The following is a 16,777-nucleotide window of genomic DNA, read 5'->3' as shown; positions in this document are numbered from 1 at the left end:
GGGCTGCGGGGTGGGCCGGTCAGCCGAGGGCTTGGATGGGATTGTCGCCCGGGACGGCTCGCCGGGTATAGGAGACGAGGTGGTCGATCTCGGTGAAGCCCGCGTCCTCTAAGAGGCCCCAGGCACCGGGTTGCCTGCTCGCCGGGTCGTCGGCGGCGTACAGGATCGTCTCCATGGCGCCGTGCTCGCGCAGCAGGAGGTCGGCCTGCTGGAGCAGGGCCCGTTCGAGGGCCTGGTCGGCGTGGTGGGGAGCCGCACTGAACCACCACAGGACGCCGAGGCCGCTCTGCGGCTCCTGGGCGACGACCTCGGCCGCGGAGTCGTCGTCCCTGGCCTTCAGCCACCAGCCCGGCGGCGTCTGGCTGTCGACGACCTCCACCGGCGGGCAGGCGGTGGCGCCGGGGGCGCAGGGTTTCGTGCGGCGCAGGTAGTGCCAGGAATTACGGCCGGTGAAGCCGGCGTGCTCCAGCACCTTGCGCGTCACGGGCCGGCGGCCGGTCGGGAGGGCCGGCAGGCCCAGGCCCCGCGCGGCGGTGAAGGCATGGACGGCCGCGCCGCCGCTCAGTTCGAGCAGGGCGTGGGCGACCAGCGCTTCGACGATGTCCGGTATCTCCTGTCCGTGTAGCCAGAGAATCTCCCCCGAATCCTCCGTCTGATGCGCCGCGTAGGAGATCACGCCCATGATGTGACCCTCGGGGTCCACCAGGACGTCGGTGCGCGGGCGTTCGAGGTCGGACCAGAGGACGGGCTCGCTGCGGGGCGTTCCGGCCACGGCCTGGTCGAGGGCGGCGGGCGAGCAGGCCGGCTGCCCCGGCAGGGAGTCGGCTTCGATCAGGGCGAGCACGGCCTGCTGGTCGGCGGGCCGGTAAGGGCGCATCCGCATGCTCGGCGCCGGTCCGGGCGCGGCCCGGCCGCAGTGGGCGAGGATCTCGCTCGCGGACAGCGTGTTGCCGGTGCTGGCGGCGGTTCGCATCGCGGCCGTGGCGGCGGGCGCCTCGGTGTCGGGCGGGACCACGAGCAGCAGGTAGCCGTCCTTGTCCCCGCGGATCACCCTGATGGTGTTCGCGGTGCCGGTGAAGCCGCTGACGCGCAGGAACCGGCCGCCGACGAGCAGGTGGGCGGGGGTGTCGTCCCAGGCCGCCAGGTTGAGCTTGACCCGCAGGATGGGGCCGAGCCGGTCCTCCAGGATGGTGACGAGGGCGGGGAGCTCGCGATGGAGGTCGGTGGTGCGTGGCCACCAGGCGCCGTCGAGTGTCCCGTCCCTGGCCAGCGTCGGCTCCAGGAACACGCGAGCCGGCCGGAGCGCGATGGGCGCGGGGGGTGAGTCGTGAATCGGCATCTCGCGTGCCGCCCGTCTCCGGTGCGGGACCGGTCGTGCCTGAGGCGATGCCGACGCGGTTGCCGGCATGCGAAGTATCCCAGGTGAATCCACCATACGCCTCTGCCCGCCGCGGGCTTCGTCGTGCGCGCCGACTGTGTCGCGTGAACGCGGACGGCGGCGGGGAGTGCGATGATCGCGGTGAGTGTTCGCGGGGATGGGGAGCGTCATGGAGCTGGCTGGCCTGGACTACCTGGAGTTGCTCTCAGAGGTGTCCTCGGCCGTCAACAGCAGCCTCGACGCCGACACCGCGCTGCGCCGGCTGGCCAGGATCCTCGTGCCCAGGCTGGCCGACTGGTGCGCGGTCGATCTGGTGGAGGGCGAGAGCCTGCGGCGGGTCAGCGTGGCCTCGGCCGGCGCCCACGCGTTGCCGGCCGGGTCGCGGAGCGCGCAGGCGGCTCCCCTCGGGCTGACGGGTGCGCAGGCGGCCTCGATCGGGCTGACGGGGGCCGTCGGCGCGCTGCCGTTGGAGATGGAGGAGCTGCTGCTGCGCACGCTGCGGACGTCCAGCGCGCTGCTGGTCAGCGCGGCCACCGCCAACGCCCCGGCGGGCGCGGGGCCAGGCGACGACCGGCGGCGGCTGCACCGGCTGCTGGCCGCGGACTCCGCGATCGTGGCTCCGCTGCGCGTGCGCGGCAACGCGCTCGGCGCGCTGACCCTGGTCCGCATCCACCCCGAGGCTCCCCTGACCGCCGAACACCTGCCGCTGGTGGAGGAGCTGGCCCATCGCGCGGCCCTCGCCGTCGACAACACCCGCCTGTACGGCCTGCAGCACGAGATGGCCTCCCGCCTCCAGCACTCCCTGCTGCCGAGGCTGCCCGACGTCAGCCCGCTCAGCCTGGCCGCCGGTTACCTGCCGGCCAGGGAGTCCTCGCAGGTGGGCGGCGACTGGTACGACGCGTTCCGGCTGTCCGACGGGACCCCTGCCCTGGTGATCGGCGATGTGGCGGGCCACGACATCACCGCCGCGACGCAGATGAGCGAGGTCCGCAACATGCTGCGCGCGCTGGCCTTCGACGGGCGGGAGGCGCCGGCACGGGTGGTCTCCCGGCTGGACCGGGCGCTCGGCGGGCTGGGTGAGAGCTTTCTCACGACGATGGTGCTGGCCCGCGTCGAAGGCCCGCCGACCGGGCCCTGGCGGCTGCGCTGGACCAACGCGGGGCATCCGGCGCCGCTGCTGGTCACCAGCGACGGCGGCACCCAGTTCCTGGAGGCCGGACGCGGGCACCTGCTCGGCTTCGACGCCACGTTGCCCAGGAAGGACGCCGTGGAGGAGCTGCCGCCGGGCTCGACGCTCGTTTTCTACACCGACGGGCTGATCGAGCGCAGAAAAGAGCCGCTGGACCGGGGTATGACCCGGCTGCGGAGAAAAATGGGCGGCCTGTCCGGAGCCGATCCGCAGGCGATTTGCGATGAACTGCTCGCGGCCGGTGACACGGCCGGCGAGGACGATATCGCGGTGCTCGCCGTACGACTTCCCGACATGACCGAGAATTTCCCAGAACTTGCCTGAATTCGGGAAAACAGCAGCCGGGGCCCGCACCGTTCAGGTGCGAACCCCGGCTCCCGTCATGCGCTGCGTCAGGCGGCGACGATGTTCTCCGCCTGCGGGCCCTTCTGGCCCTGCACGATGTCGAACGAGACCTTCTGGCCCTCGGTCAGCTCACGGTAGCCACCGTTGGAGACGATGTTGGAGTAGTGCGCGAAGACGTCGGCGCCGCCGCCGTCCTGCGCGATGAAGCCGAAGCCCTTTTCACTGTTGAACCACTTCACGGTTCCGCTTGCCATGTCTATCTCCTCTAGATATGCAGAGATGAAATCCGCACCACGCGAATCCCGTGTCGCCGCGATGAGCCCATCCGGAGATACCGGCAAACAAAAAAACGCACCTGAAGATCCGATCTGACAGGCACGCACAAGTCTTTATGGGTACCACAATGCAACGCTCTCAACGTAGCACACGCGATGAGCGGACCGTACGGCGGACCGGTGCCCACGGATGACCGTCAGGGCGGGCATTACCGGCAAAACCATGCGTATACCCCGATTGTGGCCGATTCCCGAGGCGGAGGATTCCGACGGCGGCCGTTTTGGCGGGCGATGGTTTCGGTGGCGGGCGTCTTCGATGGCCGACGTTTTCGGGGCTCCGGTTTCGGATCGCGGCGGATTTCGCCCGCGGGGCCCTGCCCGGCGGGCCAAGGGGTTGGCTGGAGCCAGGCGAGGTCGGATCCAGGCCGGGCGAGATCGGCGAGGCGTCGTGTGACCCCGTGGTGGCGACGGTCCCGGGGTGGCACGTCGCGCCGGCAACCGACCCGGCCTGCGATGCCAGGCTGGAGCGCCCTGTGATCGCCATCACACGGCTCTGTAGGGGCCCTGGGAGCGACCCCGCATCGGCCGTGCCAGAGTTGCCCCTGCGAGGTCTGCGGAAGGCTCCTGCGCGAGCTGAGCGGCCGCGAAGGCGGGTTGGGCTTGGCTCAGGATGGTGCAGACCGTCACAACCCGCTTTTCGGGCGTCTCCCGCGAGCAGACCGCCCTCCGCCCGGCGGTCGTGCCGCCGCCGTCACCCCAGGCGGGCTCAGCCGCTCCAGCGCCCGCCTCATTCGACGGAACAGCCGGGCGCACGGTCAGGACGTGGGCAGGAGGGTGCCGAGGGGGCCGAGGTCGAGGTTGAGGTCCTCCGGGGTGAGGCCGAAGCGCTCGCAGAGGTCGCCCATCGCCTCCTCCAGCCGCATCAGGGTCACCCCGAGCACCTCGACCTGCTCATCGGACAGCCCGCCCTGCTCCATGCGCCGCACGCACTGCCGCTCCACGAGCTGGCGGATCAGCTCCACCAGGGTGAGGACGAGCCGCGACAGGTCGCGCTCGATGGTCTCGGTGTCGGCGGCGATCCGCCAGCGGGGCGGCTCCACCGTGACGTGTTCGCCCGTCGAAGTGCTCACGTGTTCACATGCTCCCGTCGAAGTCGTCCACCGACACGAGGAGGGTCCTGAGCGAGATGCGTACGAGATCCACGTCCGCGATGGACAGGACGAGGTCGCCGGTCACCACCACGCCGCCCGCCAGCAGCCGGTCCAGCAGGTCCACGAGGGCCACGCGCTCGGGCGGCAGCCGCTCGTCGACCACCACGTCCCGCCTCAACGCGACTCCAGGACCGTGAAGGAGTAGGGCGCCCACGGGCCGGTGAGCCGGACGTCCACGCCGTCCCCGCCGAGCGCCCCCGCCACGGCGGCGAACTCCTCCACCCGGCCCTCGTCCACGAGGTAGGCGCCGTTCAGCAGCATCGACTCCTCGCGCCCGGACAGCCGCGAGTCCTGGGCGCGGTGGCGGCGGCTGGCGGCGGCGACGGCGGCCAGGGCGGCGTGGATGTCCTCCGCGCGCCTGGCGGCCTGCCTGCGGATCTGCTCCCTGACGCGCAGGCTGGCCTGGCGGCGTTTGAGGTAGGACGTGCCCGGCCGCTCGGTCGCCGCGTCGCCGTCCGGATGGGCGTTGCCGTTCACGGCGGGTGCCGCGGACCGGCCCGCGTACGCCTGCACGCCCCACTCCTTGCGGCCCGTGACGTGGGTGAGCACCGCCAGGAAGTCCTCGTTACGCCGCTCCAGCAGGTCGCGTACCTGGTCGTCGTCCCCGTACACCGTGACGAGCCGGACCGGGGCGGTCGCGGTCGCGGCGACCACGGCCTCCACGACGCCGTGGTGGGCGCGGGCGGTCTCGGACAGCCAGTCCAGGTCCTCCAGCGAGCGGCGCAGCGGCTCCTCGCCGAACTCGGCCAGCGGCACCGTGCTCACGTACGCGACCAGGCCGGCGCCGGCGATCGTGCGCACCGGGGTCCCGGCCACCCCGGTCACCTGGCCGACGGGGACATCGTCGCGGGCGACCGCGTAGACGTAGGTGCCGTCACTCATTCGGGTCCCATCCCTTCGGGTCCCGCGGCTCCAGGTCCCGTGACTCCAGGTCCCGTGACTCCAGGTCCCGTCCCTCCAGATCCCGCCCTTCCATGGTGGAGAGCCGGCGGCGCAGCCTGCGGTTCTCCGCGATCAGCTCGCGGTCCCTGCCGGTGAGCCAGGGGTCGTGCTCCCACCAGTCGATGCCCAGCTCCCTGGCCGTGTCCACCGAGGCGATCAGCAGCCGCAGCTTGATCGTGAGCAGCTCGATGTCCAGCAGGTTCACCCGGATGTCCCCGGCGATCACCACGCCTCTGTCGAGCACGCGCTCCAGGATGTCGCCGAGGTTGGCCGACTCGCGGCTGGCCATCGGGGACGCTCCGTGGGAGGAGCGGAGGGCGGAACCGCCCTGTGCAGTTCTGTCCATGTCACAACGCTCCGCTGTCGCCGTTGCCCCGCCGGTACCGCCGCAGCCTTCGATACGACTGCAGGGCGCCGTCCCGGCCGATCTGGGCCTCGTAGATCGCCAGGATGTCGCCGGAGGACGGAATGCGGCGGTCTTCGACGACCTCGACCTGCACCAGCCAGCCGCCGTCCGCCGGCTCGACCGACGTGACGCCCTCGGTGTCTTTCGAGGTCAGCTCGACGATGGCGCGCAGGCCGGCGCTTCCGGCCGTCGCCGCCGTCAGTGTGGGAGCGCGCTTCGTCGGGGCGGCCGTAAGGCGCCTGGTGGGCACGTGATCACCTCCTGTTTCCTGTCACCCGCTGGAGCACCTGCTCGTACAGGTGGTTCTGTTCTTCTTCCGAGATCTCCCCGGCGGCCCGGGCGGCCTCGATCTCCTCGAGCTGCCGCCGGACCGCCATGGGGTTGTTGAATTCACGCTCGGCCTGCTCCTGGATGCGCTCGGCGAGCCACACCACCCCGCGCAGCGGCACGAGCGGCCAGGCCATGATCGCCGTGAGCAGGCCCATCGATCACATCTCCTCGGCCTGCGCCACGACGAAGTCGTACGGGGCGAGCGGCCCGAGCAGCCGCATCTCGACGCGGCCCTCCCAGCGCTCGCTCAGCTCGCTCACGGCGCGTTCGAGGCCCTTCCTGTCGCCGGTCTTGACGAGCAGGGCCAGCAACACGGCGTCGTGCTCGTGGGTCGGCTCACGTACGAGCGCCTCCGTGTAGTGCCCCTCCAGCGCGTCGAGCGCCACCTGGGTGTCCGCGTCCCGCTTGGCCTCCAGCGCGGCGGCGATGATCTCACCGAGCCTGATCCGCTCGTTCCTGGTGGCGTCCTCGGACCTGCCGCGGATGGCCTCCAGCAGGCCGGCCGCCTCCGGGTTCTCCTCGATCACTTCCCACAGCACCGCCTGCTCGGCGTAGCGGCCTCTGACGGTGTACTCGGCCTGCCCCTTGAGCTCCTCCAGCGCGGCCAGGAACTCGTCGTGGTGCGGCGTGAGCAGCTCCTCCACGACCGCGTCGACGTCGGTCAGCACGCCGCCGAAGCGGAACGGCAGCACCGGCCCCTTGGCCGCGACCGCGTCGAGCAGCCTCTCGTGTGCCAGATAGTCGCCCGGCTGGCCCAGCGGCTGGTCCACGTCGACGTCGCTGACCAGGGCCGCGATCTCCCCGTGGCGGACGAGCTTGACCTTGCCCGCCGGGTCGCCCAGCCCCTCCTGCGGGGTGCCCTTGCTGTCCGCGAGGACGATGCCGTAGACGTAGGACGCGAGGTTCTGGGTGCGGCGGGTGGCCTGCTTGGGTACGGAGGCTCCGGAAACCTTGGTGGATCGTCCCATCTCACTTACTCTTTCTGTCGCTTCCGCCTGGGCCTCACCGGGGGTTCCTCTTCTTCTTCCATCGCCTCCGTGCTCGTGGCGTCGTCGGCGAGGCGGTCCAGCTCGTCGTCCGACCGCTCGATCTCCCCCTGGATGACGTTGTCCTGCTGCTGCTCAACCGCGCCGCCGGCCCGGCTCTGCTCCAGGACGTCCGGCAGGCCCTTGGGACCGGACGCGTTCATGTCGAGCCGGTTCGCGGCCTCCGCGAAGCGCAGGTAGGTGTCGACGCTGGCGATGACGATCCGCGTGTCGATGGTCAGGATTTCGATGCCGACGAGCGAGACCCGGACGTAGGCGTCGATCACGAGACCCTTGTCGAGGATCGTGTCGATGACGTCGGCCAAGCCCGTCGGTCCCCCGCGTCCGGCCGTCTGGCTGGCGCCCGCGGGTTGCACAGACGTACTCATAAATATCCCCCCTCGCCTTCCGCCAGCCTGCCCGCGAAAAAACGACAGGGAACTACATAAAGCGAAATAACGGGCAGGCTTGACGTGAGCCCGCGCTGCGGCCGATTACCTGCCGCAATCTTGGTCCGAGGGGACGTTTGCCACAGATTCCGGCACGGTCGGACCACGACATTCGCGCCGCCTCAGGAGACCGCTGGGTCTCACCGCCCGCACGGGTCTCCGCCGCGCAGGCACCCGTCCGGACGGTCAGGAGCCCGTGCGGACTGTCAGGAGCCCGTGCGGACTGTCAGGAGCCCGTGCGGACGCTCCGGCACCCGTGCGGACGGTCAGGAGCTGGCGCGGACGGTCAGGAGCGGGGTGAGGAGCGTGGAGTCGGGGACGTCGCGGCCCTCCAGCTTGTCCATGACCAGCCGGACCGCCTCCCTGCCCACCTCCTCCGCCGGGATCAGCACCGACGTCAGGGGCGGGCCCGCCCGCTCGGCGACGTCGTCCGGGCAGATCGCCACCACCGCCACGTCGTGCGGCACCCGGCGGTCGAGCTGGCGCAGCGCGGCCAGCACGTGGCTCACCGCCGCCTCGTTGTGCACGACCAGGCCGGACAGTCCGGGCCGGTCGAGCAGCAGGTCGCGGACGGTCTCGTACACCTCGTCGAAGGTCTCCTCGCACGGCAGCGCGGCCCCCTTGAGCCCGTGGGCGTCCAGCGCCTCCACGAACCCCTCGCGCGTCCGCCTGGCGAAGCCCGTGCCCCGCTCGTACACCACGGACGGCGCCCCGAGCAGGGCGATCTCCTCATGGCCGCGGTCGGCGAGGTGCTCGACGCAGCGCGCGCCCGCCGCGGCGAAATCCAGGTCCACGCAGGTCAGCCCGGCCGGTGTGGCGGGGAAGCCGATGAGCACGCTCGGCTCGGCCAGCTCCCGCAGCAGCGGCACCCTGCGGTCGTCCAGCTCGACGTCCATGAGGACCAGCGCGTCCACCAGCGCGCTCGCGGCCACCCGCCGGATCCCCTCGGTGCCCTCGTCGGCGGTCAGCAGCAGCACGTCGTGGTCGAAGCGGCGGGCGGCCGTGACCACGGCGCTGGCGAAGCGCATCAGCACGGGCACGTGCATGCCCGCGCGCAGCGGCAGCACGAGGGCGATCACGTTGGACCGCTTGCTGGCCAGGGCGCGGGCGCCGGCGTTCGGGTGGTAGCCGAGCGCGCTGATGCTGTCGAGCACCCGCCGCCTGGTGTCGGCCGAGATCGTCCGCTTGCCGCTGAGCACGTAGGAGACCGTGCTGACCGCCACGCCCGCGTGCTTGGCGACCTCGGAGATCGTGACCGTGCGCCCGCTCAAGCCCCGGCTCCGAAGTCGAGCCCGGCCAGCGTCACACCGTCGTTCTCGAACACCACATAAAGATCGTGCACCCCGTCCGCCGCCGCAAGCGGTGACGCGATGGGGTGATAGGTGTACCGGTCGGTCCTGGGCACGGGGAAGGCGGCCAGCACCTGGCCGTAGAGCGGGTCGCCGCGGCGCAGCGTGAGCATGCCGCCCTCCGTGCTGCCCGCCGTGGCCACGCAGGTCGCGGCACCGGTCAGGTCCACCTGCCGGAACAGGATCCAGGCGCCTTCCGCGCCGGACCTGACGGCGTCGCCGTCCGCCCTGGTCTCGTCCACGAACGTGATCGCGTCGTACTCGTCGTGGCTCGCCGCGCGCAGCGGCCCCGGCTGCGGCGGGATGGTCTCGCCGTCGATCTCGAAGCGGGCGCTCAGGCGCACGTCGGTGGCGCTGCGGCCGACCATGAGCTGGTGGGGCGCGCTCTCCACGACGTACCTGCCCCGCGTCACGTCCCAGAAGGCCAGCTCGGGGACGGGCAGCGTCAGCGTGACCGTACGGCTCTCGCCCGGCTCCAGGCGCACCTTCTCGAACCCGCGCAGGCGGCGCAGCGGCTGCTTGACGCGGGAGCGCTGCTGGTGGGTGTAGAACTGGACGACCTCGACGCCGGGCCGCGCGCCCGCGTTCGTGACCGTCGCCTCGGCCCGCAGGACGTCGCCGTCCACGCGCACGCGCAGGTCGTCGTAGTCGAACGTGGTGTAGCTCAGGCCGTGGCCGAACGGGTGCAGCGGGACGCCGCGGAAATACAGGTAGGTGGCGTCCGAGGCGATGATGTCGTAGTCGAGGAGGTCGGGCAGCTCCTGCTCGGAGCGGTACCACGTCTGGGTGAGGCGGCCCTCCGGGTCGGCGTCGCCGAAGAGCACCTCCGCCAGGGCGTGGCCGTACTCCTGGCCGCCGTGCGCCGACCACAGCACGGCGGGGACCTCGTCGTCGCTCCAGGTGAGCGGGTAGCCGCTGCTGAGAACCATGACGGTACGCGGGTTCGCCTTGCGCGCGGCCTGGACCACGGCGTCCTGGGCGGAGGCGAGGGCCAGGGTCATGCGGTCCTCGGTCTCGCGGCCGTTCACGAGGGGGTGGTCGCCGGCCACGACCACCGCCACGTCCGCGGCGGCGGCCAGCTCGGCGGCCTGCTCGGTGCCGCTCCTGACGACGTCCATGGCCAGCCACACGGCCTGGTCGGCGTCGTCCACCAGGCGCAGCACGCCGTCCTCGCCCGCGCCGACGTAGCAGCCGGTCGAGATGTGGCGCAGGGCGAGCGTGCCGCGCGGGCGCTCCTCCATCCGGAACGTCTGGCGCACCTCCCACCCGTTCGGCCCCGGCTGGTCGTTGACCAGGGGCGCCCCGTCGGCGGAGCCGTCCACCGACACGAAGCGGCCGGTGGTCACGGCCCGCAGCGCGTACGCGCCGCCGCCCCAGTCGAACAGGTCGAACTCGCCCGTCTCCACGCCCACGCTCAGCGGGCCGCCCGCCGGGTCGGCGGCCACGGGCCCCGCGTCCGAGGTCAGCGTCACCCGGTCCACGGCCTCGCAGAACACGGTCTCGCACCGCTCGCCCAGCCCGGCGCGGGCGGTGACGGCGTAGGGCAGGGTGCCGCTGTACCAGTCCTCCATCAGGGTGTCGCCGAGCTGCCCGAGCACCGCGATCCTGGTGACCTCGCCGCTCAGCGGCAGCAGGCCGTCGTTCTTGAGCAGCACGAACGAGCGCCGCGCCGCCTCCCTGGCCAGCTGCTGGTGCTCGGGGCAGTTGACCACGCTGTCGGTGATGTCGTCGTACGGCGTGGCCGGGTCGAACTCGCCCAGCCGGAAGCGGACCGACAGCGCGTGCTGCACGGCCCGGTCGACGTCCGCCTCGCCCAGCAGGCCCTGCGCGAGGGCGTCGCGCAGGTGGCCGAGGGTGGCCTCCGCCCGGTCGTCGTCCTGGGTGAAGCTGTCGAGCCCGGCCTTGACCGCGTGCGCGTACGCCTCGGGCAGCGTGTCGTGGTAGCCCTGCAGCCCGGTGAGGTTGCCCGGCGCGTACGCGTCGCTGACCACGAGGAGGTCGCCGGGCGCCCAGACCCGCAGGACCTGCTCGATCAGCGGGCTGAGGTGCGCGGGGCGGCCGTTGACCAGGTTGTAGGAGGGCATGACGGCCACGGCCACGCCCTGCTCGATGGCCGGCCTGAAGGCGGGCAGCTCGTACTCGCGCAGTACCCGCGGCGGCAGGTTGCTGGACGTCGTGCAGCGGTCGGTCTCGTTGTTGTAGGCGAGGAAGTGCTTGAGCGTCGGCGCGGTCTTGAAAGTTTCGGGAGCGCTCCCACGAAGCCCACGGGCATAGGCCGCGGCCATGACGCCGGTCAGCCACGGATCTTCGGAGTACCCCTCCTCGTTGCGCCCCCAGCGGGGGTCGCGCAGCGGGTTGACCACGGGGGCCCAGACGTTGAGCCCGGCGCCTACCGGGTCCTTGTGGTGGAAGGCGAGCACCTCGTCGCCCGTCGCCTCGCCCACCCTGCGCACCAGGTCGAGGTCCCAGGTCGAGGCCAGGCCCACGGCCTGCGGGAACACCGTGGCGGGGCCGAGCCAGGCCAGGCCGTGCAGCGCTTCTGTGCCGGTGCGGAACGCGCCGACGCCGAGCCGCTCGACCGGGGCCTGGTACTGGTGCAGCAGGCCCAGCTTCTCCGCAAGGGTGAGCCTGCGCATCAGGTCGTCGATCCGGTCGGGCAGCGGGACCACTGGGTCGCGGAAGGGGGGTTCGTGCATGGTCATCCCTCTGAGTGTGTCGAAGCGCTTCGACGACCGGCCTGGGGAAGTTACGCGGACATTTCGGTGGGTTGACTGAAGGGTGCACGTCCCGGTGACCAAGGTCAAGGGATTCGCGACAATCCTCCCGGCAATCTTCCCGAGTCGATCGAGTCGAGAACCCTCGCCGCGCCCCCCAGCGCGGCCGCGTCGTGGCCCAGCGTCGAGGCCACGACCTGGCATCCCCCGGCCGCCGAGGCGACCACGCGGTCACTGAGCTCCTCCTGGACGGCAGGCAGCAGCCATGGCGCCAGCGGGACGTAGTAGCCCCCGAGGATGACCACTTCCGGATTGAGGAGATTGGCCAGGACGGACACACCCCTGCCCAGGCTCCGGCCCACCGACTCCAGCGTGGCCAGGGTGCCGGCGTCGCGCGCGCGGGCCAGGCGGACGGACTCCTCGATCTCGACCTGGATCTCCGCCGGAGCCGGGATCTTGCGCAGCACGGCCGCGATCCCCGCCATGGCCTCCAGGCAGCCGCGCCGGCCGCAGTGGCACTCGGGCCCGTCGGGGTCGAGCTGGACGTGGCCGATCTCGCCGCTGTAGCCGAGGCCGCCACGGCGCAGCCGCCCGTCGAGGATGATGCCCGCGCCCACGCCCACCTCGCCGGTGAGGTAGACCAGGTCGGATGCGCCCGCGTGCGCGCCGAAGCGCTGCTCGGCCAGGGCCGCGAGATTGGCGTCGTTGTCGACCTGGATCGGGAAGCCGGGGTCGCGCAGCGCCTTGGCCAGGTCGCCGCCGATGTCGGCGTCGCGCCAGCCGAGGTTGGGCGCCAGGCGTACGGTGCCCTGCACGTCGACCAGCCCCGGCACGGCCACGGCCAGGCCCAGGACCTGACGCTCCTCCTTGGCCATGCGGCCGACCACCCGCCGGATGATCGCGCCGACGCCGGCCACCCCCTGGTTGACCGAGTCGCCGCCCGAGAACGAGCGCCGCCACGTCAGCAGCCGCTGCCCCGCCAGGTCGGTGGCCACGGCGGACACGTAGTCGACATTGATCTCGACCCCGATGGCCGCGTAAGGGGAGCCGTCGAGCACGAGCATCGTGGCCGGCCGCCCCACCCGGTTTTCCGTCAGCCCCGTCTCACGCACCAGCCGCCGGTCGATCAGGTCCGCGACCAGGCTGGACACCGTCGCCTTGTTCAGCCCGGTGGAGGCCGCGATGTCGGCGCGCGAGCAGGGCGCGTGCTCGCGGACGAACCTCAGCACGACGGCCAGGTTGGTGGCCCGCACGTCGGCGAAGTCGGCCGGCTGAGGGCCGGTCGTAGAAGTGATCAATATCAGCCCCGTTCCCGCCAAGAGATGACCCCAGCATGCCGCATCGCGGGCTCCCTTCCCTAATGGGAAATCCGCTCGTCACGCCGCCGCGCCGCCCGGTGGAGCCCGCAGCGGCAGCCTGATCCGCAGATTTCTCACTGGCACCAACCTGTGACCGCCATGGTCTCTTGTGGCCGCGGTCACAGTCTACTAATTTGTTTGGTCGCAATACCAACTAATTTGAGAGGCTATCTCCACTCGGAGAAGGGAGCGAGCCATGCCGGACGTCACGTCTCGCCGCGGGTTCCTCGGTCTGGTCGGTGCGAGCGTTCTGGTTGCGGGCTGCGCCGAGAAGAAGGAGCTGTCCAAGGGCACGGCCGTCGCGGCCGACAAGCTGAAGAGCCTGGTGCCCACGAGGATCCCGTTCGACATCCCGGGCCTCAAGCCCGACCTGCCCGGCAGCGAGTTCGTCCAGCCGGGATATCTGACCCGCCCGGCCGCCATGGTCCAGGCCGTCACCACCAAGCCGCTGACCAGCGGCAAGGAGGTGACCGCGATGACCCCGCTGTGGGGCACGGTGCCACCGGGGCTGGGCAGCAACTCCTACTACGACACCGTCAACGAGCGCCTCGGCGGCACCGTGCGGTTCAACATCTCGGACGGCAACACCTACGGCCAGAAGCTCAGCACGCTGCTGGCCAGCGGCGACGTGCCGGACATGGTCTGCGTCCCGAACTGGGAGCTGATCAAGATCGCCCGCTTCACCGAGGCGGCCAACAAGCTCTTCGCCGACCTGTCGCCCTACCTGGCCGGGGACAAGGCCAAGGAATTCCCGATGCTGGCCAACTACGACACCGCGGCCTGGCAGTACGGCGTCTTCGGCGGCGTCCTGCAGGGCATCCCGTGGCAGAACGACCCCTTCCCGTTCGCCACCTTCGTCCGCCAGGACATCCTGGAGGAGCTCGGCCTGCAGCACCCCAAGAGCGGCGACGACCTGATGGCGCTCGGCAAGGCCATCACCGACGAGAAGAAGAAGCGCTGGGCGTTCGGCGGCGGCATGGAGCAGGAGATGCAGCGCGCCTACGGCGCCCCGCGCGAGTGGCGCAAGAAGGGCGACGGCACGCTCATCTACAAGTACGAGACCCCCGAGTGGGCCGCGTCGATCGAGTTCATGACCAAGCTCTACGCGGCCGGGTACGTGCACCCCGACATCGTGGCCAACAAGGACGCCGACAACAAAGGCATCTTCGGCAGCGGCCAGATGGTCGTCTACCGGGACGGCCTCGGCTCCTGGCACGAGAACCTCGGCCGCTTCCAGCCCGACAACCCGAAGTTCCGCCAGCAGATCGTCAACCCCTACCCGGCGCAGGCCGGCGCCAAGGCCATCATGTGGCGCAACGAGCCGGCCAGCATGTTCGCCTTCGTCAAGAACGGCCTCGGCGAGGCCCGCACCCGCGAGCTGCTCGCCCTGGCCAACTGGACGTCGGCGCCGTTCGGCACCCAGGAGTACGAGCTGGTCTTCAACGGCGTCGAGGGCAAGCACTACAAGGTCGACGGCGGCAAGGTCCAGCAGACGGCGCTCGGGCGCAAGGAGGTCGCGCCCACGTACATGTTCCTGTCGGGCCGGCCGAACGCCAACGAGAAGAGCCAGTACGAGGGCCTCGTGCAGTCCCTCTACGACTGGTCGACGCTGGCCGCGTCGCTCCTGGAGAACGACCCGTTCGTCGGCATCCGCGTCGAGACGCCCTCGAAGATGGCCGGCCTGGCCCAGCCCACCGAGGACAAGATGCAGGAGATCTTCCGCGGCAAGCGGCCGGTCTCCGAGTGGTCGAAGATCGTCAAGGAGTGGCAGGACCAGGGCGGGAACGAGGCGCGCGAGTTCTACATGAAGGTCGCCCGTGAGAACGGCAGGCTTTGACACCGTGAGGCATCACCCGGGCTCTGGGAACCTGCCATGGGCGTGGTGACCGCCAAGCGCCCCGTACGACCCGGCAGCACCGCCCCGGCGAAGCAGGCGGGGCCGACGTGGCGCGCCAAGCTGCGCAGGGACTGGCCGCTGCTGGTGATGAACCTGCCGATGCTGCTGGTCGTCCTCGCCTTCTGGTGGATCCCGGCGCTCGGCAACGTCATCGCGTTCCAGGACTACAACCCCTTCACGGGCGGCATCGCCGGCAGCCCGATCATCGGTTTCACCAACTTCGCGCTGCTGATGGAGGATCCGCAGTTCCTGCGCGCGGTGGTGAACACGCTGTCGATCACGGCCTTCCAGCTCGTCTTCTACTTCCCCGTGCCGATCATGCTGGCGCTGCTGCTGAACAGCATCGTCTCGGCCCGGCTGAGGGCGTTCGTGCAGGGCGTGGTCTACATGCCGTTCTTCTTCTCCTGGGTGCTGGTCGTGGCCATCTTCCAGCAGATGTTCGGCGGGGCCGGGCTGCTGGCGCAGCTCCTGCGGGAGAACGGCCGCGAAGCCGTCGACTGGATGACGAACTCGGACACGTTCATCCTGCTGATCACCTCCCAGACGATCTGGAAGGACGCGGGCTGGGGCGCGATCATCTTCCTGGCCGCCCTCAGCACCATCGACCCGAACCTGTACGAGGCCGCGGCCGTGGACGGCGCCCGCCGGTGGCGGCGGATGTGGCACATCACGCTGCCCGGGCTCCGTCCCGTGATCGTGCTGCTGCTGATCCTGCGGCTGGGCGACGCGCTGAACGTCGGCTTCGAGCAGTTCATGCTCCAGCGCAGCGCCGTCGGCAGCGGGGCGTCCGAGGTGTTCGACACGTTCGTCTACTGGTCGGGCCTGCGCACCGGCGACCTCGGGTACGGGGCGGCGGCCGGGCTGTTCAAGGGCCTGGTCGGGCTGCTGCTCATCGTGGCGGCCAACCGGGTGGCGCACGCGTTCGGTGAGCGAGGGGTGTATTCGAGATGACCACGCTGACGTCCGGGCCCCGCACTTCCGGGCCCCGGGCCAGGAAGCCCTCGGGGCTGGCGCCGTGGGAGGAGCGGCCCTCACCGGCCGGGCAGCTCGGCAAGGGCGGGCTGGTGACGCTGATCGTGCTGATCGTGCTCGGCCCGCTCTACACGATCGTGCTGACCAGCCTCAGCTCCTCCGCCACCGTCAACCGCGTGGGCGGGCTCGTGCTGGTGCCCGACGGGATCACGTTCGACGCCTACCGGCAGATCTTCTCCGACACCGTGGTCAGCCGGGCCGTGCTGGTCAGCACCGGGGTGACGATCGTCGGGACGCTGATCAGCGCGGGGGTGAGCGTGCTGGGGGCGTACTCGCTGTCGCGGCCCGGCTCGTTCCTGCACCGGCCGCTGCTGTTCAGCGTGCTGCTGATGTTCGTCTTCTTCCCCGGCATCATCCCCGTCTACCTGATGGTGAGCGGGCTCGGGCTGAAGGACAGTTACTGGTCGCTGATCCTGCCGACGGCCGTCTCCGCGTTCAACGTGGTCGTGCTGCGCTCGTTCTTCATGAGCATCCCCGGCGAGGTGCTGGACAGCGCGCGGATCGACGGGGCCGGGGAGTTCCGCATCCTGTGGCGGATCGTCCTGCCCATGTCGAAGGCGGTCACGGCCGTGGTCGCCATGTTCTACGCGGTCGGCTACTGGAACGCGTGGTTCAACGCGATGCTCTACATCGACGACACGCGCAAGTGGCCGCTGGCGCTGATCCTGCGCCAGTACGTGGTGGACTCCAATCCGCTGCCGAGCGCCACCGCCGGCGTCACGGGTGACGCGCCGCCGACCCTGGCGATCAAGATGGCCATCGTGGTGATCGCGGTCGTCCCCGCGCTGATCATCTATCCCCTGGTCCAGCGCCACTTCACCAAGGGCGTCATCGTGGGGGCCATCAAGGGCTGATCCAGGTCTCGGCGGCCCGCGTC

The 16,777-nt window shown here is 70.9% G+C and carries 17 protein-coding genes; 4 read left to right on the top strand and 13 right to left on the bottom strand.

Features of this window, described 5'->3' with window-relative positions:
• Positions 1 to 19: 19 nt before the first annotated feature.
• Positions 20 to 1,339, bottom strand: coding sequence for a DUF5994 family protein (locus ETD85_RS35745; protein ID WP_138694239.1), 1,320 nt, complete (start codon positions 1,337 to 1,339; stop codon positions 20 to 22).
• A gap of 208 nt (positions 1,340 to 1,547) precedes the next feature.
• On the opposite strand from ETD85_RS35745, the gene ETD85_RS35740 reads away from it, so the two are divergent.
• Positions 1,548 to 2,891: a PP2C family protein-serine/threonine phosphatase gene (locus ETD85_RS35740; protein ID WP_170247007.1), complete on the top strand. Its 1,344-nt coding sequence runs from the start codon at positions 1,548 to 1,550 to the stop codon at positions 2,889 to 2,891.
• A gap of 68 nt (positions 2,892 to 2,959) precedes the next feature.
• On the opposite strand, the gene ETD85_RS35735 is transcribed toward ETD85_RS35740, so the two are convergent.
• From ETD85_RS35735 to ETD85_RS35680, 12 genes are all read right to left on the bottom strand, one after another.
• A complete protein-coding gene (locus ETD85_RS35735) occupies positions 2,960 to 3,166 on the bottom strand; it encodes a cold-shock protein (protein ID WP_103960032.1) in 207 nt (68 codons plus the stop codon).
• An 836-nt stretch (positions 3,167 to 4,002) separates the two neighbouring features.
• A complete protein-coding gene (locus ETD85_RS35730; protein ID WP_206059027.1) occupies positions 4,003 to 4,317 on the bottom strand; it encodes a gas vesicle protein K in 315 nt (104 codons plus the stop codon).
• 4 nt (positions 4,318 to 4,321) lie between these two features.
• The gene (locus ETD85_RS35725; RefSeq protein ID WP_138694237.1) at positions 4,322 to 4,516 is read right to left on the bottom strand and encodes a gas vesicle protein; all 195 of its coding nucleotides are present in this window, start codon (positions 4,514 to 4,516) and stop codon (positions 4,322 to 4,324) included.
• On the bottom strand, positions 4,513 to 5,280 hold the full coding sequence (locus tag ETD85_RS35720; protein ID WP_138694236.1) for a GvpL/GvpF family gas vesicle protein: 768 nt from the start codon (positions 5,278 to 5,280) through the stop codon (positions 4,513 to 4,515). The genes ETD85_RS35725 and ETD85_RS35720 overlap by 4 nt, the downstream gene beginning before the upstream one ends.
• On the bottom strand, positions 5,273 to 5,629 hold the full coding sequence (locus ETD85_RS35715) for a gas vesicle protein (protein WP_240779645.1): 357 nt from the start codon (positions 5,627 to 5,629) through the stop codon (positions 5,273 to 5,275). The genes ETD85_RS35720 and ETD85_RS35715 overlap by 8 nt, the downstream gene beginning before the upstream one ends.
• 58 nt (positions 5,630 to 5,687) lie before the next feature.
• Positions 5,688 to 5,996 (bottom strand): gas vesicle protein GvpO, encoded by a 309-nt coding sequence (gene gvpO, locus ETD85_RS35710; protein ID WP_138694235.1) that lies wholly within the window; start codon positions 5,994 to 5,996, stop codon positions 5,688 to 5,690.
• A gap of 4 nt (positions 5,997 to 6,000) precedes the next feature.
• Positions 6,001 to 6,231, bottom strand: a complete 231-nt coding sequence (locus ETD85_RS35705) for a gas vesicle protein GvpG (protein WP_138694234.1) — start codon at positions 6,229 to 6,231, stop codon at positions 6,001 to 6,003.
• Between the two features lie 3 nt (positions 6,232 to 6,234).
• On the bottom strand, positions 6,235 to 7,044 hold the full coding sequence (locus tag ETD85_RS35700) for a GvpL/GvpF family gas vesicle protein (RefSeq protein WP_138694233.1): 810 nt from the start codon (positions 7,042 to 7,044) through the stop codon (positions 6,235 to 6,237).
• 5 nt (positions 7,045 to 7,049) lie between these two features.
• A complete protein-coding gene (gvpJ, locus tag ETD85_RS67915) occupies positions 7,050 to 7,490 on the bottom strand; it encodes a gas vesicle protein GvpJ (protein WP_138694232.1) in 441 nt (146 codons plus the stop codon).
• Between the two features lie 326 nt (positions 7,491 to 7,816).
• Positions 7,817 to 8,821 carry a LacI family DNA-binding transcriptional regulator gene (locus ETD85_RS35690; RefSeq protein WP_138694231.1) on the bottom strand — a complete coding sequence of 335 codons (1,005 nt, stop codon included), beginning with the start codon at positions 8,819 to 8,821 and terminating at the stop codon, positions 7,817 to 7,819.
• On the bottom strand, positions 8,818 to 11,601 hold the full coding sequence (locus ETD85_RS35685) for a glycoside hydrolase family 3 protein (RefSeq protein WP_240779644.1): 2,784 nt from the start codon (positions 11,599 to 11,601) through the stop codon (positions 8,818 to 8,820). The genes ETD85_RS35690 and ETD85_RS35685 overlap by 4 nt, the downstream gene beginning before the upstream one ends.
• A gap of 98 nt (positions 11,602 to 11,699) precedes the next feature.
• A complete protein-coding gene (locus ETD85_RS35680; protein WP_138694230.1) occupies positions 11,700 to 12,911 on the bottom strand; it encodes an ROK family transcriptional regulator in 1,212 nt (403 codons plus the stop codon).
• Between the two features lie 256 nt (positions 12,912 to 13,167).
• Between ETD85_RS35680 and ETD85_RS35675 the strand changes: the two genes are divergently transcribed.
• Genes ETD85_RS35675 through ETD85_RS35665 form a run of 3 tightly spaced genes read left to right on the top strand, consistent with a single transcriptional unit; the run spans position 13,168 to position 16,754 of the window.
• Positions 13,168 to 14,808, top strand: coding sequence for an extracellular solute-binding protein (locus tag ETD85_RS35675; protein ID WP_138694229.1), 1,641 nt, complete (start codon positions 13,168 to 13,170; stop codon positions 14,806 to 14,808).
• Positions 14,809 to 14,844: 36 nt separating this feature from the next.
• Positions 14,845 to 15,819, top strand: a complete 975-nt coding sequence (locus ETD85_RS35670) for an ABC transporter permease (RefSeq protein WP_138694228.1) — start codon at positions 14,845 to 14,847, stop codon at positions 15,817 to 15,819.
• Positions 15,816 to 16,754 (top strand): carbohydrate ABC transporter permease, encoded by a 939-nt coding sequence (locus ETD85_RS35665; protein WP_206059023.1) that lies wholly within the window; start codon positions 15,816 to 15,818, stop codon positions 16,752 to 16,754. The genes ETD85_RS35670 and ETD85_RS35665 overlap by 4 nt, the downstream gene beginning before the upstream one ends.
• The last annotated feature ends 23 nt before the right edge of the window (positions 16,755 to 16,777 follow it).

Origin of the sequence: Nonomuraea zeae, assembly GCF_005889725.1 — a bacterium.
Taxonomy (GTDB): Bacteria; Actinomycetota; Actinomycetes; order Streptosporangiales; family Streptosporangiaceae; genus Nonomuraea; species Nonomuraea zeae.
This window is presented reverse-complemented; position numbering and strand designations above follow the sequence as displayed.